At 62.7% G+C, this 23,238-nt stretch carries 21 protein-coding genes; 18 read left to right on the plus strand and 3 right to left on the minus strand.

The window, feature by feature from the left end; all coding sequences use genetic code 11:
- The first annotated feature begins 173 nt into the window (after positions 1 to 173).
- The 6 genes from F2P45_RS04580 (at position 174) to F2P45_RS04605 (ending at position 7,694) form a co-directional block, all read left to right on the plus strand.
- The gene (locus F2P45_RS04580; RefSeq protein WP_166870941.1) at positions 174 to 4,202 is read left to right on the plus strand and encodes a DUF3683 domain-containing protein; all 4,029 of its coding nucleotides are present in this window, start codon (positions 174 to 176) and stop codon (positions 4,200 to 4,202) included.
- Positions 4,199 to 4,633 (plus strand): HIT family protein, encoded by a 435-nt coding sequence (locus F2P45_RS04585; RefSeq protein ID WP_166870943.1) that lies wholly within the window; start codon positions 4,199 to 4,201, stop codon positions 4,631 to 4,633. Before F2P45_RS04580 ends, F2P45_RS04585 begins: the two co-directional genes overlap by 4 nt.
- Positions 4,630 to 5,046: a gamma-butyrobetaine hydroxylase family protein gene (locus F2P45_RS04590; protein ID WP_187367139.1), complete on the plus strand. Its 417-nt coding sequence runs from the start codon at positions 4,630 to 4,632 to the stop codon at positions 5,044 to 5,046. Before F2P45_RS04585 ends, F2P45_RS04590 begins: the two co-directional genes overlap by 4 nt.
- Before the next feature lie 124 nt (positions 5,047 to 5,170).
- The gene (locus F2P45_RS04595) at positions 5,171 to 6,208 is read left to right on the plus strand and encodes a hypothetical protein (protein WP_166870945.1); all 1,038 of its coding nucleotides are present in this window, start codon (positions 5,171 to 5,173) and stop codon (positions 6,206 to 6,208) included.
- Complete coding sequence (locus F2P45_RS04600) at positions 6,201 to 7,520, plus strand: hypothetical protein (protein ID WP_166870947.1); 1,320 nt, start codon at positions 6,201 to 6,203, stop codon at positions 7,518 to 7,520. Before F2P45_RS04595 ends, F2P45_RS04600 begins: the two co-directional genes overlap by 8 nt.
- A 6-nt stretch (positions 7,521 to 7,526) precedes the next feature.
- A complete protein-coding gene (locus F2P45_RS04605; RefSeq protein ID WP_166870949.1) occupies positions 7,527 to 7,694 on the plus strand; it encodes a gamma-butyrobetaine hydroxylase-like domain-containing protein in 168 nt (55 codons plus the stop codon).
- Between the two features lie 11 nt (positions 7,695 to 7,705).
- Here the strand turns inward: F2P45_RS04605 and F2P45_RS04610 are convergent, their stop codons facing one another.
- The 3 genes from F2P45_RS04610 to F2P45_RS04620 form a co-directional block, all read right to left on the minus strand.
- A complete protein-coding gene (locus F2P45_RS04610) occupies positions 7,706 to 8,110 on the minus strand; it encodes a hypothetical protein (RefSeq protein WP_166870951.1) in 405 nt (134 codons plus the stop codon).
- On the minus strand, positions 8,107 to 9,171 hold the full coding sequence (locus F2P45_RS04615; protein ID WP_166870953.1) for a hypothetical protein: 1,065 nt from the start codon (positions 9,169 to 9,171) through the stop codon (positions 8,107 to 8,109). Before F2P45_RS04615 ends, F2P45_RS04610 begins: the two co-directional genes overlap by 4 nt.
- 83 nt (positions 9,172 to 9,254) lie before the next feature.
- The gene (locus F2P45_RS04620) at positions 9,255 to 10,016 is read right to left on the minus strand and encodes a DeoR/GlpR family DNA-binding transcription regulator (RefSeq protein ID WP_166870955.1); all 762 of its coding nucleotides are present in this window, start codon (positions 10,014 to 10,016) and stop codon (positions 9,255 to 9,257) included.
- Positions 10,017 to 10,160: 144 nt separating this feature from the next.
- Here F2P45_RS04620 and glpD point away from each other — a divergent pair, with 144 nt between their 5' ends.
- From glpD to ubiB, 12 genes are all read left to right on the plus strand, one after another.
- Complete coding sequence (glpD, locus tag F2P45_RS04625; protein WP_166870957.1) at positions 10,161 to 11,687, plus strand: glycerol-3-phosphate dehydrogenase; 1,527 nt, start codon at positions 10,161 to 10,163, stop codon at positions 11,685 to 11,687.
- Positions 11,688 to 11,876: 189 nt separating this feature from the next.
- Entirely contained in the window at positions 11,877 to 12,977 is a 1,101-nt protein-coding gene (locus F2P45_RS04630; RefSeq protein ID WP_166870959.1) for an ABC transporter ATP-binding protein, read from the plus strand.
- Complete coding sequence (locus F2P45_RS04635; RefSeq protein ID WP_166870961.1) at positions 12,977 to 14,059, plus strand: ABC transporter ATP-binding protein; 1,083 nt, start codon at positions 12,977 to 12,979, stop codon at positions 14,057 to 14,059. The genes F2P45_RS04630 and F2P45_RS04635 overlap by 1 nt, the downstream gene beginning before the upstream one ends.
- A gap of 1 nt (position 14,060) precedes the next feature.
- Positions 14,061 to 14,930, plus strand: coding sequence for a carbohydrate ABC transporter permease (locus F2P45_RS04640; RefSeq protein ID WP_166870963.1), 870 nt, complete (start codon positions 14,061 to 14,063; stop codon positions 14,928 to 14,930).
- Positions 14,927 to 15,727 carry a carbohydrate ABC transporter permease gene (locus F2P45_RS04645; RefSeq protein WP_166870965.1) on the plus strand — a complete coding sequence of 267 codons (801 nt, stop codon included), beginning with the start codon at positions 14,927 to 14,929 and terminating at the stop codon, positions 15,725 to 15,727. The genes F2P45_RS04640 and F2P45_RS04645 overlap by 4 nt, the downstream gene beginning before the upstream one ends.
- Positions 15,728 to 15,737: 10 nt before the next feature.
- Positions 15,738 to 16,013, plus strand: coding sequence for a DUF2160 domain-containing protein (locus F2P45_RS04650; RefSeq protein ID WP_370661616.1), 276 nt, complete (start codon positions 15,738 to 15,740; stop codon positions 16,011 to 16,013).
- Positions 16,014 to 16,076: 63 nt separating this feature from the next.
- Positions 16,077 to 17,801, plus strand: coding sequence for an ABC transporter substrate-binding protein (locus tag F2P45_RS04655; protein WP_166870968.1), 1,725 nt, complete (start codon positions 16,077 to 16,079; stop codon positions 17,799 to 17,801).
- A 142-nt stretch (positions 17,802 to 17,943) separates the two neighbouring features.
- Positions 17,944 to 19,440, plus strand: a complete 1,497-nt coding sequence (gene glpK / locus F2P45_RS04660) for a glycerol kinase GlpK (RefSeq protein ID WP_166870970.1) — start codon at positions 17,944 to 17,946, stop codon at positions 19,438 to 19,440.
- A gap of 79 nt (positions 19,441 to 19,519) precedes the next feature.
- Positions 19,520 to 20,254, plus strand: coding sequence for a bifunctional demethylmenaquinone methyltransferase/2-methoxy-6-polyprenyl-1,4-benzoquinol methylase UbiE (gene ubiE, locus F2P45_RS04665; RefSeq protein WP_166870972.1), 735 nt, complete (start codon positions 19,520 to 19,522; stop codon positions 20,252 to 20,254).
- 10 nt (positions 20,255 to 20,264) lie between these two features.
- Positions 20,265 to 20,891, plus strand: a complete 627-nt coding sequence (locus F2P45_RS04670) for a Tim44 domain-containing protein (protein ID WP_166870974.1) — start codon at positions 20,265 to 20,267, stop codon at positions 20,889 to 20,891.
- Between the two features lie 143 nt (positions 20,892 to 21,034).
- The gene (locus tag F2P45_RS04675; protein WP_166871167.1) at positions 21,035 to 21,670 is read left to right on the plus strand and encodes a ubiquinone biosynthesis accessory factor UbiJ; all 636 of its coding nucleotides are present in this window, start codon (positions 21,035 to 21,037) and stop codon (positions 21,668 to 21,670) included.
- The gene (gene ubiB / locus F2P45_RS04680; protein WP_166870976.1) at positions 21,670 to 23,238 is read left to right on the plus strand and encodes a ubiquinone biosynthesis regulatory protein kinase UbiB; all 1,569 of its coding nucleotides are present in this window, start codon (positions 21,670 to 21,672) and stop codon (positions 23,236 to 23,238) included. The genes F2P45_RS04675 and ubiB overlap by 1 nt, the downstream gene beginning before the upstream one ends.

The raw sequence follows: 23,238 nt of genomic DNA on the forward strand, positions 1-23,238 counted from the left end.
TGCCAAAGTTGATCAAAAATATCAAAACTATTGTCAATTTCTCAAATCGCCATCGTTTTGTTTGTGCCCATTGCCCTTGCCGCCTATGCAAAAGCGATGGGGGTTCCTGCGTGGTGCAGCGCAATACGCTAGAATGAACTCCCTTAGGGTCAGTCCACATAGTCCACCAATACATGAACGCCCCCGCACAAATCCAAGCACTCCTGGCCGAAACGCCAAATGGTCACGCCGCGACCCGCCTGCGCGAAATCCCTTATAACTACACCTCGTTTTCGGATCGTGAGATCGTGATCCGCCTGCTGGGCGAGTCGTCCTGGGAACTGCTCGACGAATTGCGCGGCTCGCGCCAGACCGGGCGCTCGGCGCGCATGCTGTACGAAGTACTGGGCGATATCTGGGTGGTGCGGCGCAATCCGTACCTGCAGGACGACATGCTGGACAACCCGAAACGGCGCCAGGAACTGATCGACGCGCTGCATCACCGCCTGGCCGAAGTCGACAAGCGCCGCACCAGCGTCGATGCGGAGGGCGGCGGCGACCCCACCGGCGAAGTGGCGCGCGCGCGCAGCGCCAACGTGGAAAAGCTGCTCAAGGCGGCGTCGAAAGCGGTCGAAGACTTCGGCAACGAGTTCCGCCAGACCTGGGATCTGCGCAAGCGCACCACCAAGGTACTGGGCCGCTACACCGAAAAGCACAACATCTGCTTCGACGGCATGAAGCGGGTCGCCCACGTGACCGACGCCACCGACTGGCGCGTCGAATACCCGTTCGTGGTGCTCACGCCCGACACCGAAGATGAAATGGCGGGCCTGGTCAAGGGCTGCATCGAACTCGGACTGACCATCATCCCGCGCGGCGGAGGAACCGGCTATACCGGCGGCGCCATCCCGCTCACGCCCATGTCGGCCGTCATCAACACCGAAAAGCTGGTCACCCTGGGCGAGGTCGAAATGACCATGCTGCCCGGCGTGGACCATGAATACGCGACCATCCATTCGGGCGCCGGCGTGGTCACCAAACGCGTTTCCGACGCCGCCGAAAAGGCCGGCTTCGTGTTCGCGGTCGATCCAACATCGGCCGAAGCGTCCTGCATCGGCGGCAACGTCGCCATGAACGCCGGCGGCAAGAAGGCCGTCCTGTGGGGCACCGCGCTCGACAACCTGGCTTCGTGGAAGATGGTCGACCCCAACGGCGACTGGCTGGAAGTGACGCGCATCGGCCACAACCTGTCGAAGATCCACGACGCCCCGACCGCCACCTTCAAGCTCGAATGGACCCACCCGAACGCGCGCGGCGAAGCGAAAGATGCGCCGTTCAAGACCGAGATGCTGGTCATCGAAGGCAAGCGCTTCCGCAAGGAAGGCCTGGGCAAGGACGTCACCGACAAATTCCTGTCCGGCCTGCCGGGCATCCAGAAAGAAGGCTGCGATGGCCTGATCACGTCGGCGCGCTGGATCCTGCACAAGATGCCGAAGTACGCGCGCACCGTCTGCCTCGAATTCTTCGGCCAGGCGCGCGATGCGATTCCATCGATCGTCGAAATCAAGGATTACCTCGACGGCTTGCCGGCCAAGGGCGGCGCCTCGTTCGCCACCATCCGCCTGGCGGGCCTGGAGCATCTGGACGAGCGCTATCTGCGCGCGGTCGGCTACGCCACCAAATCGAAACGCGGCGTGCTGCCGAAAATGGCGCTGTTCGGCGACATCGTCGGCGACGACGAAAACGCGGTGGCGCAAGCCGCCTCGGAAGTGGTGCGCATCGCGAACACCCGCGTGGGCGAAGGCTTTGTCGCCGTCAGCCCGGAAGCGCGCAAGAAGTTCTGGCTCGACCGCGCCCGCACGGCGGCCATTGCGCGCCACACCAACGCCTTCAAGATCAACGAAGACGTGGTCATTCCGCTGAACCGCATGGGCGAGTACACCGACGGCATCGAGCGCATCAACATCGAACTGTCGATCAAGAACAAGCTGCAACTGACCGACGAACTGCGCGCGTTTTTCGCCGCCGGCAATCTGCCGGTCGGTAAAAGCGACGACGCCTCGGGCGAGTCGATCGGCGACGAAGAAATGCTGGGCGACCGCGTGCAGCAGGCGAACGAACTGCTCGGCGCGGTGCACGCGCGCTGGACCTGGCTGCTGGCGCAACTCGACCAGCCGCTGGCCGGCGCGCGCGACGCCTTGCGCGCCATCGGCATGGAGCGTCTCGACGTCGTGTTCGACGAGCGCCTGGCGCAGCAGCCCGGCGCCACCCTGTTCGACGTGGTGCAGGACCGCACCGTGCGCGTCTCGTGGAAGCAGGAGATCCGCGCGCAACTGCGCCAGATCTTCAACGGCGCCGCCTACAAGCTGATTCTCGACGAGTCGACCGCGATTCATCAAAAGGTGCTGCGTTCGCGCGTGTTCGTCGCGCTGCACATGCACGCCGGCGACGGCAACGTGCACACCAACCTGCCGGTCAACTCCGACGACTACGCCATGCTGCAGGACGCCCACGAAGCCGTGGGCCGCATCATGAAGCTGGCGCGTTCGCTGGACGGCGTGATCTCGGGCGAGCATGGCATCGGCATCACCAAGCTGGAATTTTTGACCGAAGACGAAATCGGCGAATTCCGCGACTACAAGCTGCGCATCGATCCGGAAGGCCGCTTCAACAAGGGCAAGCTGCTCAACCTGCCCGAGTTCGGGGCCGACCTGCGCAACGCCTATACGCCGTCGTTCGGCCTGATGGGCCACGAATCGCTGATCATGCAGCAGAGCGACATCGGCGAGATCGCCAACAGCATCAAGGACTGCCTGCGCTGCGGTAAATGCAAACCGGTTTGCACCACCCACGTGCCGCGCGCCAACCTGCTGTATTCGCCGCGCGACAAGATCCTGGCGACGTCCTCGCTGATCGAAGCGTTCCTGTACGAAGAACAGACCCGGCGCGGCGTCTCGATCAAGCACTGGGAAGAATTCGAAGACGTGGCCGACCACTGCACCGTGTGCCACAAGTGCGTCACGCCATGCCCGGTCAACATCGACTTCGGCGACGTGTCGATGAACATGCGTAACCTGCTGCGCAAGATGGACAAGAAGACCTTCCGCCCGGCCAATGCGGCGGCGATGTTCTTCCTCAACGCCACCGACCCGGTGACCATCAACGCCACGCGCCAGGTCATGGCCGGCTGGGGTTTCAAGGCGCAGCGCCTGGGCCACAACGTGCTGAAGAAGTTTGCCAGGAAGCAGACCCGCGCACCGCTGCCGACCACCGGCAAGACGCCCGTGCGCGAGCAGGTGATCCACTTCATCAACAAGAAAATGCCGGGCAACCTGCCCAAGAAAACCGCGCGCGCGCTGCTCGACATCGAAGACGACAAGATCATCCCGATCATCCGCAACCCCAAGGTGACCACGGCCGATACCGAAGCCGTGTTCTACTTCCCCGGCTGCGGGTCGGAGCGCCTGTTCTCGCAAGTGGGCCTGGCCACGCAGGCCATGCTGTGGGAAGTCGGCGTGCAAACCGTGCTGCCGCCGGGCTACCTGTGCTGCGGCTATCCGCAGCGCGGCGCCGGCCAGTACGACAAGGCCGACAAGATGATGACCGATAACCGCGTGCTGTTCCACCGCATGGCCAACACGCTCAATTATCTCGACATCAAGACCGTGCTGGTTTCGTGCGGCACCTGCTACGACCAGTTGGCGACCTATGAGTTCGACAAGATCTTCCCTGGCTGCCGCATCATGGACATTCACGAGTACCTGCTCGAAAAGGACATGAAGCTCGAAGGCGTCAGCGGTACGCGCTACATGTACCACGAGCCTTGCCACAATCCGATGAAGCTGCAGGATTCGGTCAAGACCGTCAATGCGCTGGTGTCGACGGTGGACAACGTCAAGATCGAAAAGAACGACCGCTGCTGCGGCGAATCCGGCACCTTCGGCGTATCGCGTCCCGACATCGCCACCCAGGTGCGCTTCCGCAAGGAAGGCGAGATGGAGAAGGGCGCCGACAAGCTGCGCGCCGATGGTTTTACCGGCGACGTCAAGATCCTGACCAGCTGCCCATCGTGCCTGCAAGGCCTGTCGCGCTACAACGACGATGCCGGCACCACCGCCGACTACATCGTCGTCGAAATGGCGCGCCACAAGCTGGGCGAAAACTGGCTGCCCGAATACGTGGCCCGTGCCAACAACGGCGGCATCGAGAGGGTGCTGGTATGAGCGCCGTCAACGGCTGCGAACTGTGCCAACTGGCGGTCGAACCGATCTGGCGCGACGACAAGCTGTCGGTCATCCTGGTCGACGACGCCGCCTATCCGGGCTTCTGCCGCGTGATCTGGAACGATCACGTGAAAGAGATGACCGACCTGGCGCCGAGCGACCGCGCGCTGTTCATGGACGCGGTCTGGCATGTGGAACTGGCGCTGCGCGATGTCTTGAAGCCGGCGAAAATCAACGTCGCCAGCCTTGGCAACATGACGCCGCACCTGCACTGGCACGTCATTCCGCGCTACGCCGACGATGCGCACTTCCCCAATCCGGTGTGGACGGTGGCGGTGCGCGCGACCGACGAACCGACCCTGGCGGAGCGCCGCGCGCTGCTGCCGAAACTGGCGGACGATATCGTCCGCCGCATGGAAAAATCAGCATGAACCCGACCGCACTGACCGTCCACCAGAAATCGCGCGTGCTCGATATCGCCTTTGAAGACGGCAGCAGTTTTTCGATTCCGTTCGAGCTGCTGCGCGTGTACTCGCCGTCGGCCGAAGTGCGCGGCCACGGCCAGGGGCAGGAAGTGCTCCAGCTGGGCAAACGCAATGTGGGCGTCACGGCGCTCGAACCGGTGGGTAACTACGCGGTGCAGCCGACCTTCTCGGACGGCCACAACACCGGCTTGTTTTCGTGGGATTACCTGTACAAGCTCGGTAACGAGCAGGCGACCCTGTGGGCCGATTACATGGCGCGCCTGCACGCAGCGGGCTTCGAAGGCGAGGCGGGCCGCGAACCGGGCGCCGTGCTGCCTGGCGCAGCCACAGCGCACAAGGGCTGCGGGCACAAGCACTAAAAAGCAGACTTGCAACTGGCCGATATCGTTGTTCTTGGCGCGCTGATAGCTAATTGTGGATACGGTTTGCGAAAAATCCGGCAGCGGCGTAGTGTTGTGTTAACTTTGCTGCGGAGGTAACGACATGGCCGTTAACATCACGTTTCGGACTCAGTTGCTCGGAGGCGTCGCTGAGTTTTGCCATAGCAGCAAATTGCCATTTCTTGCCAACTCATTGCATTTGGTTGAGCTTGTGGTTCTTCTGGCGCGATATATGGAAGAGGGCGTCAAGCTCGTTCCCAAAGTCTATTTGACCGATGACATGAAGCTGTTGAGTGCAATGCTTCCGGGCGGCGAACGCATGAAGATCGGAAGCACGAGCAGAGACGTCGACGGACTCAAGACCGCCATAAAGAAATGTGCTCCGCTTGCGGCTGGCGGGTGGATGATTTACATCGAGGACCTGGCTGGAACGATCGAATACGGCGTTTTCAAGGATTCCGGAAATCCCATTGCGGTGCTGGTCGATCAGGTTTTGATGAGCGAGAACAATCCATTCTCGGTTGTAAAGGTTTTTCAAGTTGCTGATGAGTGTGTGGAAATTCGTTCGAATCAGGGGGCTTTTCATTATGTGTTCCTGAATCATCGCAAAGAAGACGCCGCGCCACCCTTGCAATTTCTCGACGAGTTGGTCCTGGCGATTGTGGCCAGGACGGACTCTAACGTTCGCGAGGCGGCGCACGGCTATGTCACCCGCCTGTTGTTTGACACTCTCCGAAAATCACACGGTTGCATCATTGCGGTCACGGACCTTGAGCAGCCGCCTGGCTTCCTGGCCGAAGACGGCGTCATTTTCGACGAGCCAATCGATTTCCCGGCATTAATCAACGAATTCAAAAAAGATCCTGCCCAACAGTCAAGACTTGAAAGCAAAGGCTATTTGCTTCAGGGGATGCTCAACTCCGACGGGATCATTCTGTTCGACAGCAGCGGGCGTCTGCTTGGCTATAATTGTTTTGTCAAGCTGGAGCCCGAGGCGACAGCCGCTGCCGGTGTTGTTCAAGGAGGAGCGCGTCGACGCGCTTTTCGCAGTCTTAGTGCAAAAGTTGGACACGACCTTCGTGCAGCGTTCATGCAGTCGCAAGACGGATGGTCCGAATTTAATGGGAGCGAACATGGATAATATGACGGTTTGGCAGCAAGAAAATGGAACGCTTCCCGCGGAGGCGAAATCGCCCGTCCAAATTTCGGATTATGCATTGCAGTTGAGTACGAAGGATAAGGCTCAACTGGTTGCCGCGTTCGAATCGCGCCACTACGAAATGGCGGTCAGCTATTTGTGGGGAAAGACCATTACCGCTCTGAAAAAAGAGCTGGCCACCGTTGGCGTGCGCCTGTTGGGGGAAATGCTCGGAAAACTGGACGTCGATGAAGATGACGACGTGGATGATATCCTGACTGTCAAGGATACGATACGTCTGGCGGAAGAGTTGGGAATTGTTTCCCCCACCGATGGTCTTCGACTCAGGCATACGTACGAACTGATAACGCACTTTTCCCAGATGGATTCTTTGGAAAGCGATTCGGAAGACATTGATGAATCGGAAGCGATATCTTCGCTAAAAGCCTGTGTGAAAGGCGTGTTGGGACGTCCGAAAATAGAAGTCGCAAAAAAATTCGTGGATTTTCGCAAGGCGTTGGAAGGGGCGACGCTGGTTGATGAGGATCCGCACGTCGTCATGCTGAAGAGTTCGCCGTATTTTTTCTATAAGCTCACGATCAGTGTGCTCATGAGCGCAGCGAAGAAAAATGCGGGCGGAAATTTGGACCATGCCCTTGCAAATATCAATGTGGTGGTGCCGGCTATCTGGCCAAGTTTGCGCGATACGGAAAAATGGCAAATCGGGCGGACTTACGCGGAAGCGTATGCGGATGGCAAAACCACGGTTGTGAGCGGTTTGAAGAGCGCGCTGCTGAAGGTGAAGGGTTTCGATTTCGTCCCTGAAAATCTTCGCAGCGACGCGTTTGTGAAAGCCGCCGATGCAATCATAAAAGCCCATGAAGGGCTCAATAACTTTTATAACGAAGCGTCACCAGTAAAGAATTTGGCGAAGCTGGGTACGACGATTCCGACTCCTGCGCTACCTGCTTGCATTACCGCTTTGCTTTGCGTTGTATTGGGCAACTCGTACGGCGTCGCCTGGGCCGCTGCGGAAGAAGCGTCCCAGATGCTAAACCGCCTGACCCAGGAGCGTTGGTCCTATTATCTGAACAGTGTTTTTGCGGGTGATATCCGTGTGATTGGAAAATTGACGTCTGACAAGCCATTGAAACGTTGGATAGATTTCGCCGAGCAGCATGGTTTCCGGGATATAGAATTGAAAGATGCTACGGTGAGTCAACTGGTACGAGCGTCGTCCGAGAAGGACGTGAGTAAGACCGCGCGGATTGCTGCTCGGTTAATGAACGAGTACTACGGTCGTACGCCGCCTTGAAGCGCCATGGCGCTCGAACCGCTGCGGAGCTACGCGGTGCGGCCGATCTTCTCGGACATGCATGACACCGGCTTGTTTTCGTGGGATCAGCTGTACAAGCCCGCTAACGAGCACGCGCACAAGGGCTGCGGACACCATCCCGATTTTTCCTTCCATCGCCGATGCGAACCGTGACCGTATCGCCATCAGCGCCAGCGCTGACAACATGGACGGTCACTTTGCCGGCCGTGAGCGACTGTCCTGCGCCCAGCGTCGCCGGCAGCCGGTCCGATCACCTTGATCGGTCCATTGCCGCTCCCCGCCGCGGTGTCGATCAAATAGACCAGCGCGCCTTCCCGGGCCATGCCGGTGTCATACCCGGTGGCCCGGCGACTTTCGATCATGAGGGCGGTGCTGGCGCCGGTCGGTACCAGCACCGCCTTCATGCCGTCCGCTTTCTTGATGGGGCTGAGCGCCGTGGTTTGTTCGCCCAGGACGGCCAGCGCAGCGGCCAGCAACTGCTGACCAATCTGGCCCAGGGCGAGAACCTGAGCATCCGCCAGCTCTACCTGCGCATCGCGAGTGGGCGCGGTCGATGGCTTCAACATCATGCCGCCATCGCCTGCGCCGGCACGCCGGCCGACTGCATCGCGCCGGCACGGGCGTAGATCGCGGCGGCTACCGGGGAATTCAATTCGACCACCAGGCGGCGCCGTTCGGCCGGCGCCAGCTGCTCGTTGATCTGCTTGAAAATCTCCAGCGGTCCGAGCTCCTGCGCCTTGAGCTGCACGCCCAGCGCATCGACCATCGGATACTCCGCCAGCTTGGCGATGACGTCGTCGACATCCATGCCCGCGTGGATGACGATCAGCTGCGGTTCGAGCCGCGACCAGGTGTCGACGGTCAGTTTGAGCTTGCGCCTGGTGTTGTCGAGCAGTGCCACCTGCACGGCGTCGCGCCAGGCCACGTGGTTGATCTCGAGCGCGTGGTCGAGCTGCTGGCCGTGCAGGGTATCGGCGGCGCCCTGCGCGGCGGCGTGCGACTTGATTTCGGCCAGGGTTGGTGCGGCTTTGAGCTGGTGATCCATGCGCGCCGAATGCACGCGCTCGAACAGCACGATCAGGTTGTTGACGTCGAGCGCTCGCCCTTCGGCCGTGGAGGCAAACGCTTCGACCGCCGACCGCCACGCCGGATTTTGCTTCGGTTCGACCGTCAGGGTGGCCAGGCGCATGGGGCGCGCACCGGGCGCGCCGCTCAGCACCCCCATGGTGCCGCTGCCCGAGAGCTTGAAGAATTCGACGAACGGGCGCATGCCGCGCTGCAGGCCCACCAGGCCGACGATCTTGTTGTCGGGGTGCTGGCCGATGATGTACACGCGGTCGTTTTCGTCGGACGCGAAGGTGCCGATCAGTTTCATGCGGTGGTTGGTCATGCCCGACCACAGTTTTTTCATCTCGGCGTAGGCCTCGGCATCTTCTTCGCCGATGTATTCACGTCCCAGCGGCTGTACGCGCAGGCGCACGCGTGCCGTTTGCTCGACCAGATACGGTGCATACAGCTTGAAATCGCCGGCCAGCCTGCTGACTTGACTGCGCTGCAGGTAGAAGTAACCAGCCGCCACGGCGCCGGCCACGATCGCCAGCACCGCAATAATCATCAGAAAAGTAAACATGCTCATTGGCTAACAAAACAGGGGGAGACAGGGTAACACCAATCATCCCCCAAAAACCGCCAGCGGCCCAGCGCTCAGCTTGATTATTGCGCAATTACAACATTAACCTTGGCCTCGCGCAGTACACGGGCCAGCGCCTCGGGCGGTTTGGCGTCGGTGAACAGCACGTCGATCTGCGAGGCATGGGCCATGCGCATCAGGGCCTGGCGGCCGAACTTGTCGTGGTCGGCCACCAGCCACACGGCGCGCGACTGTTCGATGATGGCCTGCGCCACCTTGACTTCGCGCGGGTCGAAGTCGCGCAGGGTGCCATCGGGCTCGATGCTCGAAATGCCGATGATGCCGATATCGACCTTGAACTGGCGGATGAAATCGATGGTGGTCTCGCCGACGATGCCGCGGTCGCGCCCGCGCACCACGCCGCCGGCCAGAATGACTTCGCAGCCCGGGCTGTCGCACAGGATGGACGCCACATTGAGGTTGTTGGTGACCACGTGCAGTCCCTGGTGATGCACCAGGGCGCGCGCCACTTCTTCGGTGGTGGTGCCTATATTGATCAACAGCGAACAGTGCGACGGCACTTGCGCCGCCACCGCGCTGGCGATGCGGCGCTTGGCGTCCACGTTGAGCACCTGGCGGTCGCTGTAGTCGATGTTCTGGACCGACGAGGGCAGGCCCACGCCGCCGTGGTAGCGTGCCAGCAGGCCCGCTTCTTCCATCAGCTTGACATCGCGCCGCACGGTTTGCGGCGTGACTTCCAGCTGCTGCGCGAGCGCTTCGAGCGATACCGTCACCTGCTGGCGCACGGCGTCGAGGATACGGCGCTGGCGTGGATTGAGCGTCATGTGGGCTCCTGTAAAAGCGCCAAATTTATCACAAACGAACTAAAACGAAAACAAACACATAAATTGTTGTTTCATTTTTTTCGTTCTTGTCGTATTGTTTATCTTTGCAGTGAATTCAACATCCCCAATTGAAGCGAGAGCGGCATGGACAAGGCGGGCAATATCGCGTGTGATGTACTGGTGGTCGGCGGCGGCGTCAATGGCGCCGGCATCGCCCGTGACGCAGCGGGGCGCGGCCTGTCCGTGGTCCTGTGCGAGAAGGACGACCTGGCCTCGCACACCTCGTCGGCGGCCACCAAGCTGATTCACGGCGGCCTGCGTTATCTGGAGCAGTACGAATTCGGCCTGGTGCGCAAGGCGCTGATCGAACGCGAAGTGCTGCTGCGCGCCGCCCCGCACATCATGTGGCCGATGCGCTTCGTCACCCCGGTCGACAAGGGCCAGCGCCCGGCCTGGATGATCCGCGCAGGCCTGTTCCTGTACGATCACCTGGCGCGGCGCGAGCTGCTGCCCGGTTCCGAGGGCATCGACCTGCGCCGCCATGCGGCCGGCGCGCCGCTCAAGCCGGACTTTACGCGCGGCTTCGTGTATTCCGACGGCTGGGTCGACGATGCGCGCCTGGTGGTGCTCAACGCGATCGACGCCGCCAGCAAAGGCGCGCACGTGTTTACCCGCACCGCCTGCGAGTCGGCGCGGCGCCAGGGCGAGCGCTGGGAAGCGCGTCTGCGGCGCGCCGACGGTTCGGCCATGGATGTCAGCGCGCGCTGCATCGTCAACGCCGCCGGACCATGGGCCTCGCGCTTTCTGCAGGGGACCAACCCGGGGCCGGCCGACAAATCGGTGCGCCTCATCAAAGGCAGCCATATCGTCGTGCGGAGCCTGTACGAGCATCCGTATGCCTACATCTTCCAGCACCCGGACGGGCGCGTGGTGTTCGCCATTCCGTACGAGCAGGACTTCACCCTGATCGGCACCACCGACCTCGAATACCATGGCGACGCCGGCAAGGTCGAAATCGACCAGGCCGAAATCGACTACCTGTGCGCGCTGTCGAGCCGTTACTTCAGTAAATCCATCACGCCGGCCGACGTGGTGTGGAGCTACTCCGGCGTGCGCCCGCTGCTCGACGACGAGTCGAGCGACGCCTCCGACGTCACGCGCGACTACACCTTCGAGCTCGATGACAAGGGCGCGCCGATGCTCTCCATCTTCGGCGGCAAGATCACCACCTTCCGCAAGCTGGCCGAGCAAGCCGTCGACCTGATCGCACCAAGGCTGGGCAACAGCCACGGGCCATGGACCGTCGACGCCTGCCTGCCCGGCGGCGACGTGCACGGTCCGCTGCCGGACAACCGCAGCGTGCTCGAATTCGACCGTTTCGTGGCCGGCCTGCAGGAGCAGTACGCGTGGCTGCCGGCGCCGCTGGTGGCACGCTACGCGCGCGCCTACGGCACCCGCATCCACCTGGTGATCGACCAGCGCAGCAGCATCGCCGCCATGGGCGCGCAGATCGTGCCCGGCCTGTACGAAGCCGAAGCGGTGTACTGGATCGATCATGAATGGGCCACCACGGCAACCGACATGCTGTGGCGCCGTTCCAAACTGGGCTTGCATCTGCCCGCCGATGCGGCCATCGCAGTCGATGCCTGGATCACCGAATTCCGCAAGTAGAACAAGCAAATACAAGCAAATCCCGCGACAGGGATGCAGTAAAAGACGAGAAAAGGGGCCTCGAAAAACCGTAGCGAGCGGTGCCAGTTTTGTCCGAGAAGCGCAGCCGTACGAAAGTACGGTGAGCATCGCAGGGCGAAAATGGCGCCGCGCAGCAGGTTAGTCGAGGCCCCGACAATAGGAGACGAAATGCAGCTGTCATTGGAAAACGTGAGCACGAAGTACGGGGCGCAGGATCACCTGTACCCGATGTCGCTCGAACTGGTACCCGGTACCATCAACGTCCTGCTGGGCACCACGCAGGCCGGCAAGACCTCGCTGATGCGGGTCATGGCGGGCCTGGACCGGCCCACGCACGGCAAGGTGATCGCCGGCGGCAAGGACGTGACCGGCCTGCCGGTGCGCCAGCGCGACCTGGCGATGGTGTACCAGCAGTTCATCAACTATCCGTCGTTTACGATATTTGACAACATCGCGTCGCCGCTGCGCATCAAGCGCGTGCCCGAGGCCGAGATCCGCACCCGTGTGACGAGCATGGCCGAGCGCCTGCACATCTCGGCGCACCTCGACAAGCTGCCGGCGCAGCTGTCCGGCGGCCAGCAGCAGCGCACCGCGCTGGCGCGCGCGCTGATCAAGGAATCGGCCCTGCTGCTGCTCGACGAGCCGCTGGTCAACCTCGATTACAAGCTGCGCGAAGAATTGCGCAAGGAGCTCGGCGCCCTGTTCGCGGAAGGCAAAACCACCGTCGTCTACGCCACCACCGAGCCGCTCGAAGCCTTGCAGCTGGGCGGCCACACGGTGCTGCTGCACGAAGGACGCCTGCTGCAGCATGGCGCCACGCTCGATGTGTTCAACGCACCCAATTCGGTCCAGAGCGCGCGCACCTTCAGCGACCCGCCGATCAACCTGGTGACGGCCAGCGTCGGCCCTGACGGCATGGCACTGGTGGCGGGCGACCTGGCGATTCCCCTGAACGAGGCCCAGCGCCGCCAGGCCGCGCAGCATGGCGAGGTGGTGCTCGGCCTGCGCGCCCACAGCCTGCGCCTGGCGCCTCTGCACGCCGACGATTTTCCGATCCAGTGCCAGGTCGAACTGGCCGAAATCAGCGGCTCGGAAACCTATGTCCACTTGCAGCGCGGCCCGATCGGGCTGGTGGCGCAACTGACCGGCGTGCATAACCTCGACCTCGGCGTGCCGTGCACCGTGTACCTGCGTCCGGATGACTTGTTCGTGTTCGCACCCGGCGGCGCCTTGCTGTTCGCGCCCCCGCAGATCCAGGAGGCAGTGTAATGGCCCGCATCGAACTGCCCGACCTGGCGCATGCCTACAAACCGAACCCGCAGAAGCCTGAAGACTACGCCCTGCGCCCCATGAACCTGACCTGGGACGACGGCGGCGCCTATGCGCTGCTTGGTCCATCCGGCTGCGGCAAGACAACGCTGCTCAACATCATCTCGGGCCTGGTGCGCCCGTCGCACGGACGCGTGATTTTCGACGGCAAGGATGTCACCGACCTGCCGCCCGAAGCGCGCAACATCGCGCAGGTGTTCCAGTTCCCCGTCATCTACGACACCATGACGGTGTTCGACAACCTGGCTTTCCCGCTGCGTAACCGCGGCTGGAAAGAAGCCGAGGTACGCAAACGCGTCGAACACATCGCGGGCATGCTGGAACTGTCCAGCGAGCTGAAACAGCGCGCCAGCGGCCTGGCGGTCGACGCCAAGCAAAAGATTTCGCTCGGCCGCGGCCTGGTGCGACCCGATGTGGCGGCGGTGCTGTTCGACGAGCCGCTCACGGTGATCGACCCGCACCTCAAGTGGCTGCTGCGCCGCAAGCTCAAGGAAATCCATCACGAACTCAAACTCTCGCTGATCTACGTCACGCACGACCAGGTCGAAGCGCTGACCTTCGCCGACAAGGTGGTCGTGATGACCCAGGGCGAAGTGGTGCAGACCGGCAGTGCGCAGGAACTGTTCGAGGAACCGGCGCACACCTTCGTGGGCTACTTCATCGGCAACCCCGGCATGAACCTGCTGGCCTGCCCGGTGCGCGACGGCCGCGCCTACCCCGGCGCCGACGGCGTCAACCTGCCCGCAAGCGCTCAAACCGCACTGGCCGGGGGCGCGGCCATCACCATCGGCATCCGTCCCGAATTCGTCGAATGCGCAGCCGTGCAGGGAGCCGACACCGTGGCCGCCACGGTGGCCAGCGTGCGCAACATGGGCACGCACTTCATGGCCGATTTTGCCGTGGGCAGCCATACCGTGACGGCCAAGCTGCGCAGCGCGCCGGCGCGTGCCGGCGAAGCGGTGTGGCTGCGCTTTCCGCCCGAGCGCACTCTTTACTACGTCAACGACAAGCGGGTGGCCTGACATGAAAACCTATAACAACCGCGCCTGGCTGCTGGTGCTCCCGGTGATCATCTGCGTGGCCTTTTCGGCCGTGCTGCCCTTGATGACCATCGTGAACTACTCGGTGCAGGATATTCTGAGCCCGACCAACAGCGTGTTCGTCGGCACCGAATGGTTCAAGATGATCATGCGCGACAGCGAGCTGCATGGCGCGCTGGTGCGCCAGCTGGGCTTTTCGATGGCGGTGCTGCTGATCCAGCTCCCGCTCGGTATCCTGATCGCGCTGACCATGCCGGCCAGCGGCTGGCGCGCCTCGCTGGCGCTGGTGCTGATCGCCTTGCCGCTCCTGATTCCCTGGAACGTGGTCGGCACCATCTGGCAGATTTTCGGCCGCGACGACATCGGCTTGATGGGCAATACCATCAACCGCATGGGCATCAGCTACAACTACACCGGCAGCGTGGTTGACGCCTGGGTGACGGTGCTGGTGATGGATGTGTGGCACTGGACGCCGCTGGTGGTGCTGCTGGCCTACGCCGGCCTGCGCTCGATCCCCGACGCCTATTACCAGGCGGCGCGCATCGACGGCGCCTCGCGCTTTGCCGTGTTCCGCTACATCGAACTGCCCAAGATGCGCAATGTGCTGATGATCGGCGTGCTGCTGCGCTTCATGGACAGCTTCATGATCTACACCGAACCGTTCGTGCTGACCGGCGGCGGGCCTGGCAACGCCACCACCTTCCTGTCGCAGTACCTGACGCAAAAAGCCGTGGGCCAGTTCGACCTGGGTCCGGCCGCCGCGTTCTCCTTGATTTACTTCCTCATCATCCTGCTGTTCTGCTTTGTGCTCTATAGCTGGATGCAACGTCTTGGCACGGGAGAGTCCAAATGAAGCGCATGTCCACACCGCTGCTGGTGTTCTACCTGGTGCTGGCGATGCTGCCCATCTACTGGATGCTGAACATGTCGTTCAAGACCAACGAAGAAATCACCGGGGCGCTCACCTTGTTCCCGCGCGAGTTCACCTTGGCGAACTACCGCACCATCTTCACCGATCCGTCGTGGTACAGCGGCTACATCAACTCCATGATCTACGTGATGATGAACATGGTGATGTCGGTGGCGGTGGCGTTGCCGGCCGCGTATGCGTTCTCGCGCTATTCCTTCATCGGCGACAAGCATCTGTTTTTCTGGCTGCTGACCAACCGCATGACGCCGCCGGCGGTGTTCCTCCTGCCGTTCTTCCAGCTCTATTCCACGGTCGGCCTGATGGATACCCACCTGGCCGTGGCGCTGGTTCACATGCTGTTCAACGTGCCGCTGGCGGTGTGGATCCTGGAAGGCTTCATGTCCGGCATTCCGAAAGAGATCGACGAGACGGCCTACATCGACGGCTACAGCTTCCCGCGCTTCTTCTTCAAGATCTTCCTGCCGCTGATCAAATCGGGCGTGGGCGTGACCGCCTTCTTCTGCTTCATGTTCAGCTGGGTCGAACTGCTGCTGGCGCGTACCTTGACGTCGGTGGACGCCAAGCCGATCACCGCCATCATGACGCGCACCGTCTCGGCCGGCGGCATGGACTGGGGCGTGCTGGCCGCGGCCGGCGTGCTGACCATCGTGCCGGGCGCGCTGGTGATCTGGTTCGTCCGCAATCATATTGCCAAGGGCTTTGCCATGGGGAGGGTGTGAGATGGAAAACCTGTTTTCATGGATGGCGTGGACCGCGCCGGTGGCGATTTTTTTCAGCTGCATCGGCCTGATGCTGGCCGGGATGACGATCTGGCAGGTACGTTCGCCGTCGATCGAGCGGCGCGGTTTTCTGCCGATGGCGACCACGCGCGGCGACCGTTTGTTTATTGGCCTCTTGACGGCCGCCTATGTTAACCTCGCATGGGCGGGCCTCTCCGATCTGCATCAGGGCTTCGGCGCGGCGATCGGTTTTGTGGTGTTGTTGATTGTGATGCGCTGGGGCTGACCTGCTAGCTGCGCACAGGTGGGGTACTTTCTTAACGATGTACATATAAAAAAAGGCGGAGACATGAAACTGAAAATGACACTGATGGCGGCTGCATTGCTGGCCACGGCGAGCGCTTGGGCCGACACCAAGCAGGCCGAAAAATGGATTGGCCAGGAATTCCAGCCGTCCTCGCTGTCGAAGCAGCAGCAGATGGACGAAATGAAGTGGTTCATCGACGCCGCCGCCAAGCTCAAGGCCAAGGGCATCAAGGAAATCAGCGTGGTCTCCGAAACCATCGATACCCACGTCTACGAATCGAAGGTGCTGGCCAAGGCCTTCGAAGAAATCACCGGCATCAAGGTCAAGCACGACATCATCCAGGAAGGCGACGTGGTCGAGAAGTTGCAGACCTCCATGCAGTCGGGTAAGAGTATTTACGACGGCTGGGTCTCGGACTCGGACCTGATCGGCACCCATTACCGCTACGGCGCGATCATGCCGCTGTCGGACTACATGGCCGGCGAGGGCAAGCCGTTCACCAATCCGGGCCTGGACCTGAAGGACTTCATCGGATCGAGTTTTACCACCGCGCCGGACGGCAAGCTGTATCAGCTGCCCGACCAGCAGTTCGCCAACCTGTACTGGTTCCGCGCCGACTGGTTCGCGCGCAAGGACCTGAAAGACAAGTTCAAGGCCAAGTACGGCTACGAGCTCGGTGTGCCGCAGAACTGGTCGGCGTATGAAGACATCGCCGAATTCTTCACCAACGATGTGAAGAACATCGACGGCAAGAAGGTGTTCGGCCATATGGACTACGGCAAAAAGGATCCGTCGCTGGGCTGGCGTTTCACCGATGCCTGGCTGTCGATGGCTGGCGCCGCCGACAAGGGCATTCCGAACGGCCTGCCGGTCGACGAATGGGGCATCCGCGTCGCGGCCGACAAGTGCACGCCGGTCGGTGCGGCGGTTGCGCGCGGCGGGGCCACCAATTCGCCAGCCTCGGTGTTCGCGCTGACCAAGTATGTCGACTGGATGAAGAAGTACGCACCGCCGCAGGCGGGCGGGATGACCTTCTCCGAATCCGGCCCGGTGCCGGCGCAGGGTGAAGTGGCGCAGCAGATTTTCTGGTACACGGCGTTTACCGCCTCGATGATGAAACCGGGCCTGCCGGTGGTGCAGGCCGACGGCAAGCCGAAATGGCGCATGGCGCCGTCGCCGCACGGTCCGTACTGGAAAGAGGGCATGCAGAACGGTTACCAGGACGTGGGTGCGTGGACGTTCTTCAAATCGACCCCGCCGGACCGGCGCGCGGCGGCGTGGCTGTATGCGCAGTTCGTCACGTCCAAGACGGTGTCGCTCAAGAAGTCGATCACCGGCCTGACCTTCATTCGCGAGTCGGATATCAAGCACGAGTACTTTACCAAGAACGCGGATAAATACGGCGGCTTGATCGAGTTCTACCGCAGCCCGGCGCGGGTGGCGTGGAGCCCGACCGGGAACAACGTGGCCGACTATCCGAAGATGGCGCAGCTGTGGTGGAAGAACGTGGCCACCGCGGTCAGCGGCGAAAAGACCCCGCAGGCGGCGATGGATAACCTGGCCGAGGAAATGGATTCGGTCATGGCGCGTTTGCAGCGCGCCGGGATGCAGCATTGCCCGCCGAAGCTCAATCCCAAGGTCGATCCGGCCACGTATTTGAGCGACAAGGCCGCGCCGTGGAAGAAGCTGGCCAACGAGAAGCCGAAGGGCGAGACGATTGCGTATGACGTCTTGCTGCAGGCGTGGAAGGAAGGGCGGGCGCGTTAGGAGGTAAGCTACGTCCGTTTTTCCTCGAACCTCAAAACCGTCATCCCCGCGCAGGCGGGGATCCAAGTTCGTGCCGTAGCGTCTGAGCTAACAACTTGGGTTCCCGCCTTCGCGGGAACGACGGATCTACTAGCGACCCAGCATGACCAAATTCATTCTCGCCATCGACCAGGGCACCACCAGTTCGCGCGCGATCCTGTTCGATCGCGCCGGTCTCATTCACGGCGCGGCGCAGCAGGAGTTCCGCCAGTTCTTCCCCCAGCCCGGCTGGGTCGAACACGACGCCAACGACATCTGGCAATCCCAACGCGCCGTCATCGACGAGGTCCTGCGCACCAACAAGGTAGCGCCCACCGACATCGCCGCCATCGGCATCACCAACCAGCGCGAAACGACCGTCCTGTGGGACCGCGCCACCGGCGAACCGGTGGCCCCCGCCATCGTCTGGCAGGACCGCCGCAGCACGCCCTGCTGCGAAGCCCTGCGCGCCGCCGGCCACGAAGTGCTGTTCCAGCAAAAAACCGGCCTGGTGCTGGACGCTTACTTCTCCGGCCCCAAACTCAAATGGCTGCTCGATAACGTCCCCGGCGCGCGCGCCCGTGCCGACAAAGGCGAGCTGGCCTTCGGCACCGTCGACAGCTGGCTCATCTTCAAGATGAGCGGCAAGCACTTGACCGACCCCAGCAACGCCGCGCGCACCCTGATGTTCAACATCCACACGGGGCAGTGGGACGATGAACTGCTGGCCCTGCTCGACATTCCCGCCGGCCTGTTGCCGGCAATCGTCCCCAGCAGCGGCATCGCCGCCCACACCGATGCCAGCCTGTTCGGCGTGGCCCTGCCGATCGCGGGCATTGCCGGCGACCAGCAGGCCGCCACCTTCGGCCAGGCTTGCCACAGCCCCGGCATGGCCAAGAATACCTACGGCACCGGCTGCTTCATGCTGATGCACACCGGCCAGGCCGCCACCATCTCGCAGAACAAGCTGATCAGCACAATCGGCTGGACCTTGCCGGGCCAGACCGCGAATCGGACCGACTACCTGCTCGAAGGCAGCGTCTTCATGGCCGGGGCCGCCATCCAGTGGCTGCGCGACGGCCTCGGCATCATCGCACACGCGGACCAGGTCGAAGAGCTGGCGCTGGCCGTGCCCGACAACGGCGGGGTGCTGTTCGTGCCCGCCTTCGCCGGTCTCGGCGCGCCGCACTGGGACGCTTACGCGCGCGGCACCATGGTCGGCATGACGCGCGGCACCAACAAGTCGCACATCGCGCGCGCCACCCTGGAAAGCATCGCCCTGCAAAGCGCCGACGTGCTCGAAGCCATGCAGGCCGACGCCGCCATGCCGCTGACCCAGCTGCGGGTCGACGGCGGCTGCGCCCGCAACAACCTGTTGATGCAGTTCCAGGCCGATATCCTGGGCGTGCCGGTGGTGCGCCCGGTGGTGACCGAAACCACGGCCCTCGGCGCGGCTTTCCTGGCCGGGCTGGCGGTCGGCTTCTGGGCTTCGCAGGAAGAAATCGCCGCCCAGTGGCAGATGGAGCGCCGCTTCGATCCCGCCATGGCGGCGGACGAGCGGGTGCAGCGCATGGGCGAATGGCGGCGCGCGGTGGAGCGCTCGCGCGCCTGGAGCCAATAGGAAACGCATCGCTTGCCGCATAGCGTGCCGCTGCCGTTCGTCGCTTGTATAATGCACGCAGACAAACGGCAGCCCTACTATGACAAACAGCACACATTTCGGTTACAAAACGGTCTCCGAGGACGACAAGGTCCACGAAGTGGCCAAGGTGTTCCATTCGGTCGCATCCAAGTACGATGTGATGAACGACCTGATGTCGGGCGGCCTGCACCGGCTGTGGAAGACCTTCACCATCGCCAACGCGGGCGTGCGCCCCGGCTTCAAGGTGCTCGATATCGCCGGCGGCACGGGCGACCTGGCCAAGGCCTTCGCCAAACAGGCCGGCAAGACCGGCGAAGTCTGGCTCACCGACATCAACGAATCGATGCTGCGCGTCGGCCGCGACCGCCTGCTCGACAAGGGCCTGATCACGCCGACCCTGCTGTGCGACGCCGAAAAGCTGCCGTTCCCCGACAATTACTTCGACCGTGTCAGCGTGGCTTTTGGTTTGCGCAACATGACCCACAAGGACCAGGCGCTGGCCGAAATGCGGCGCGTGCTGAAACCGGGCGGCAAGCTGCTGGTGCTGGAATTTTCCAAGGTCGCCGCGCCCCTGCAAAAGCCCTACGACGTGTATTCGTTCTCGGTGCTGCCGTGGCTGGGCCAGAAAATCGCCGGCGACGCCGAGAGCTACCGCTACCTGGCCGAATCGATCCGCATGCATCCGGACCAGGAAACCCTCAAGACCATGATGGAAACGGCCGGCCTGGAGCGGGTCCAGTATTTCAATTTGACGGCCGGGGTGGCGGCGTTGCACACCGGTATCAAGTTTTAGGAATAGTTCGATGAAAAAATTTGTTGCAAGCATGCTTTTCGCCGCGTCGGCGCTGTCCGCGTCGGCGCTGCCCGGCATGGCCAGCGCCCAGCAGGCTCCGGCCGCTGCCGCGCCTGCCACCGCCCCGGCGTCGGAATTGCCGCCCACGGTCTACATCGGCGGTGCGGTCATGCTGTTCGGCCTGGCCGGTTTCTTTGGTTTCCGCATCATCCGGCGCCGCGACGCGGCGGCCAAGCCGGCGCCGGCCCCGGTCAGCGCCAAGCCGGCCATGCCGCCCGGCGTCGACACCGGCGCCTTGCTGCGCCAGGCCAAGGCGACTTTCATCCGCATGCAAAAGACCTGGGACAAGGCCGACGCCAACGACCTGCGCCAGTTCACCACGCCCCAGGTGTACGCCGAACTGCAGCCGCAAATGCAGGCGCCCGGCGCCAGCGTCACCGAAGTGGTGGCGATCGAGTCCGAATTGCTGGGCGTGGAAACGGTCGGCGACAGCTACCGCGCCACGGTCCGCTTCAGCGGCCAGATCCGCACGGCCCCCGGCGCCGCGCCCGAAGCGCTGGCCGAGGTGTGGAATATGTCCAAGCCGGTCAAGGGCGGCGGCGACTGGAAGCTGGCCGGCATCGGGCAGCTTTCCTGATTATTCTTGCTCAAAGTAACAGTGCCGCCGGAAAAGTGCCCGCCGAACTGGTAAGATCAAAACCGCCTTGTTCCCCGGCGGTTTTGTTTTTTAAGCGTGCCCACATGTCACAACCGAACTCCTTGTCTCCCCACTCCGCGCTGATGGCGCCCGCCATCGCCGCAATCAATCACTTGCTGGCGCAGGAAGCGTGGGCCAGGGATGCGCTGGCGCCGCACAGCGGCAAGCTCGCCTGCATCGACGCCAGCGGCATTGCGCTGCGCCTGCTGGTCACGCGCGACGGCATGGTCGAGGCCGCTCCAGCCGGGACGGAAGAGGGCGCCAACGTCACCATCCGCATCAAGCTGGCCGACCTGCCGCTGATCGCGCAGAACCGCGAGCGTGCCTTTTCTTACGTCAAGATCGAGGGCGACGCCGAATTCGCCAACACGATTTCGCAGCTGAGCAAGGGCTTGCGCTGGGAAGCCGAGCACGACCTCGAACGCCTGCTCGGCCCGATCGCCGCCAACCGCCTCGCCGGCGGCGCCCGCAGCGTGTTCGACGGCGCGCGCGCCTTGCACGGCAAGGTGACCGAGAACCTGGCCGAGTACTTTCTCGAAGAGCAGCCGCTGCTGGTGCGGCCGAGCGCCGTCGAGGCCTTCGGCGCAGAGGTGAACCGCCTGCGCGACGATGTCGAACGCACCGCCAAGCGCCTCGCGCGGCTCGAACAAAAGCTGGCGCCCGCTGGCGCCGCACCGGATGCCATCAATGCTTCCGGGCAACAGAAATTGGATAGCTAATGGTATTGAAATTCCTGCGCCTGCTGAAAATTCTCCGGGTCGCGGTCAAGTATGGCCTCGACGAAATCGCCATCTCGGGCTTGAAAGTGCCGCGCACGGCCAAGCTGATCGACAATGTGATCTTCTGGCGCGATATTTCCGCCCCGCGCGGCGTGCGCCTGCGCATGGCGCTGGAAGAACTGGGGCCGATTTTTGTGAAGTTCGGCCAGGTGCTCTCGACCCGGCGCGACCTGATGCCGTTCGACATCGCCGACGAGCTGACCCACCTGCAAGACCGGGTGCCGCCGTTCAGCTCCGACCTGGCGATCGCCCAGATCACGCGCTCCTTGCGCGCCCACCCGGACGAACTGTTCGCCAGTTTCGACCGCACCCCGGTGGCGTCCGCCTCGATCGCCCAGGTCCACTTCGCCACCTTAAAAGACGGCAAGGAAGTCGCCGTCAAGGTGCTGCGCCCCGGCATGAAAAAGTCGATCGATGAAGACGTGGCGCTGATGCACATCGCCGCCGAGTGGATCGGGCGCATCTGGGCCGACAGCAAGCGCCTGAAACCGCGCGAGGTGGTCGCCGAGTTCGACAAATACCTGCACGACGAACTCGACCTGATGCGCGAGGCCGCCAACGCCAGCCAGCTGCGCCGCAACTTCGCCGGCTCGAACCTGCTGATGGTGCCCGAGATGTACTGGGATTACTGCGCCAGCAGCGTGATCGTGATGGAACGCATGCACGGCATTCCGGTCTCGCAGATCGACCGCCTGGCGGCCGAGGGCGTGGACCTGAAAAAACTGTCGAGCGACGGCGTCGAGATTTTCTTCACCCAGGTGTTCCGCGACGGCTTTTTCCACGCGGACATGCACCCGGGGAATATTCTGGTCTCGGTGGCGCCGCAAACCTTCGGGCGCTACATCGCGCTCGACTTCGGCATCGTCGGCACCCTGAACGACTTCGACAAGGATTACCTGTCGCAAAACTTCCTGGCCTTCTTCCGGCGCGACTACAAGCGCGTGGCCGAAGCCCACATCGAATCGGGCTGGGCGCCGCGCGAAACCCGCGTCGACGAGCTCGAATCGGCCGTGCGCGCCTGCTGCGAACCGATCTTCGACCGCCCGCTCAAGGATATTTCTTTCGGCCAGATCCTGCTGCGCCTGTTTCAGACCTCGCGCCGCTTCAACGTCGAAGTCCAGCCGCAACTGGTGCTGCTGCAAAAGACCCTGCTCAATATCGAAGGCCTGGGGCGCCAGCTCGATCCCGACCTCGACCTCTGGAAAACCGCCAAGCCCTATCTGGAGCGCTGGATGGGCGAGCAGGTCGGGGTGCGCGGCATGGTCGAGCGCCTGAAAGCCGAGGCGCCGCGCTACACCCACATCCTGCCGCAACTGCCGCGCCTGGTTCACCGCGCGCTGCAGCAAGCCGCCGAGCCGTCCACCGTCAACCAGGACCTGCTCAAACTGCTGGTGCTCGAACAGCAGCGCACCAACCGCCTGCTCTCGCTGGCGCTGGGCGGCGCCGCCCTGATCGTGGCCGGCGCCACGGTGGCGCTGGTGTACGGGCGCTGGACCCATCTGTTCTGA

Origin of the sequence: Massilia mucilaginosa (genome assembly GCF_011682145.1) — a bacterium.
Lineage (GTDB): Bacteria > Pseudomonadota > Gammaproteobacteria > Burkholderiales > Burkholderiaceae_D > Telluria_A > Telluria_A mucilaginosa.

What these genes read in the sequence shown, in the direction of transcription:
- F2P45_RS04580 (WP_166870941.1), top strand. Translation starts at nt 174, where the DNA reads ATGAACGCCCCCGCACAAATCCAAGCACTCCTGGCCGAAACGCCAAAT.
- F2P45_RS04585 (WP_166870943.1), top strand. Translation starts at nt 4,199, where the DNA reads ATGAGCGCCGTCAACGGCTGCGAACTGTGCCAACTGGCGGTCGAACCG.
- F2P45_RS04590 (WP_187367139.1), top strand. Translation starts at nt 4,630, where the DNA reads ATGAACCCGACCGCACTGACCGTCCACCAGAAATCGCGCGTGCTCGAT.
- F2P45_RS04595 (WP_166870945.1), top strand. Translation starts at nt 5,171, where the DNA reads ATGGCCGTTAACATCACGTTTCGGACTCAGTTGCTCGGAGGCGTCGCT.
- F2P45_RS04600 (WP_166870947.1), top strand. Translation starts at nt 6,201, where the DNA reads ATGGATAATATGACGGTTTGGCAGCAAGAAAATGGAACGCTTCCCGCG.
- F2P45_RS04605 (WP_166870949.1), top strand. Translation starts at nt 7,527, where the DNA reads ATGGCGCTCGAACCGCTGCGGAGCTACGCGGTGCGGCCGATCTTCTCG.
- F2P45_RS04610 (WP_166870951.1), bottom strand. Translation starts at nt 8,110, where the DNA reads ATGATGTTGAAGCCATCGACCGCGCCCACTCGCGATGCGCAGGTAGAG.
- F2P45_RS04615 (WP_166870953.1), bottom strand. Translation starts at nt 9,171, where the DNA reads ATGTTTACTTTTCTGATGATTATTGCGGTGCTGGCGATCGTGGCCGGC.
- F2P45_RS04620 (WP_166870955.1), bottom strand. Translation starts at nt 10,016, where the DNA reads ATGACGCTCAATCCACGCCAGCGCCGTATCCTCGACGCCGTGCGCCAG.
- glpD (WP_166870957.1), top strand. Translation starts at nt 10,161, where the DNA reads ATGGACAAGGCGGGCAATATCGCGTGTGATGTACTGGTGGTCGGCGGC.
- F2P45_RS04630 (WP_166870959.1), top strand. Translation starts at nt 11,877, where the DNA reads ATGCAGCTGTCATTGGAAAACGTGAGCACGAAGTACGGGGCGCAGGAT.
- F2P45_RS04635 (WP_166870961.1), top strand. Translation starts at nt 12,977, where the DNA reads ATGGCCCGCATCGAACTGCCCGACCTGGCGCATGCCTACAAACCGAAC.
- F2P45_RS04640 (WP_166870963.1), top strand. Translation starts at nt 14,061, where the DNA reads ATGAAAACCTATAACAACCGCGCCTGGCTGCTGGTGCTCCCGGTGATC.
- F2P45_RS04645 (WP_166870965.1), top strand. Translation starts at nt 14,927, where the DNA reads ATGAAGCGCATGTCCACACCGCTGCTGGTGTTCTACCTGGTGCTGGCG.
- F2P45_RS04655 (WP_166870968.1), top strand. Translation starts at nt 16,077, where the DNA reads ATGAAACTGAAAATGACACTGATGGCGGCTGCATTGCTGGCCACGGCG.
- glpK (WP_166870970.1), top strand. Translation starts at nt 17,944, where the DNA reads ATGACCAAATTCATTCTCGCCATCGACCAGGGCACCACCAGTTCGCGC.
- ubiE (WP_166870972.1), top strand. Translation starts at nt 19,520, where the DNA reads ATGACAAACAGCACACATTTCGGTTACAAAACGGTCTCCGAGGACGAC.
- F2P45_RS04670 (WP_166870974.1), top strand. Translation starts at nt 20,265, where the DNA reads ATGAAAAAATTTGTTGCAAGCATGCTTTTCGCCGCGTCGGCGCTGTCC.
- F2P45_RS04675 (WP_166871167.1), top strand. Translation starts at nt 21,035, where the DNA reads ATGGCGCCCGCCATCGCCGCAATCAATCACTTGCTGGCGCAGGAAGCG.
- ubiB (WP_166870976.1), top strand. Translation starts at nt 21,670, where the DNA reads ATGGTATTGAAATTCCTGCGCCTGCTGAAAATTCTCCGGGTCGCGGTC.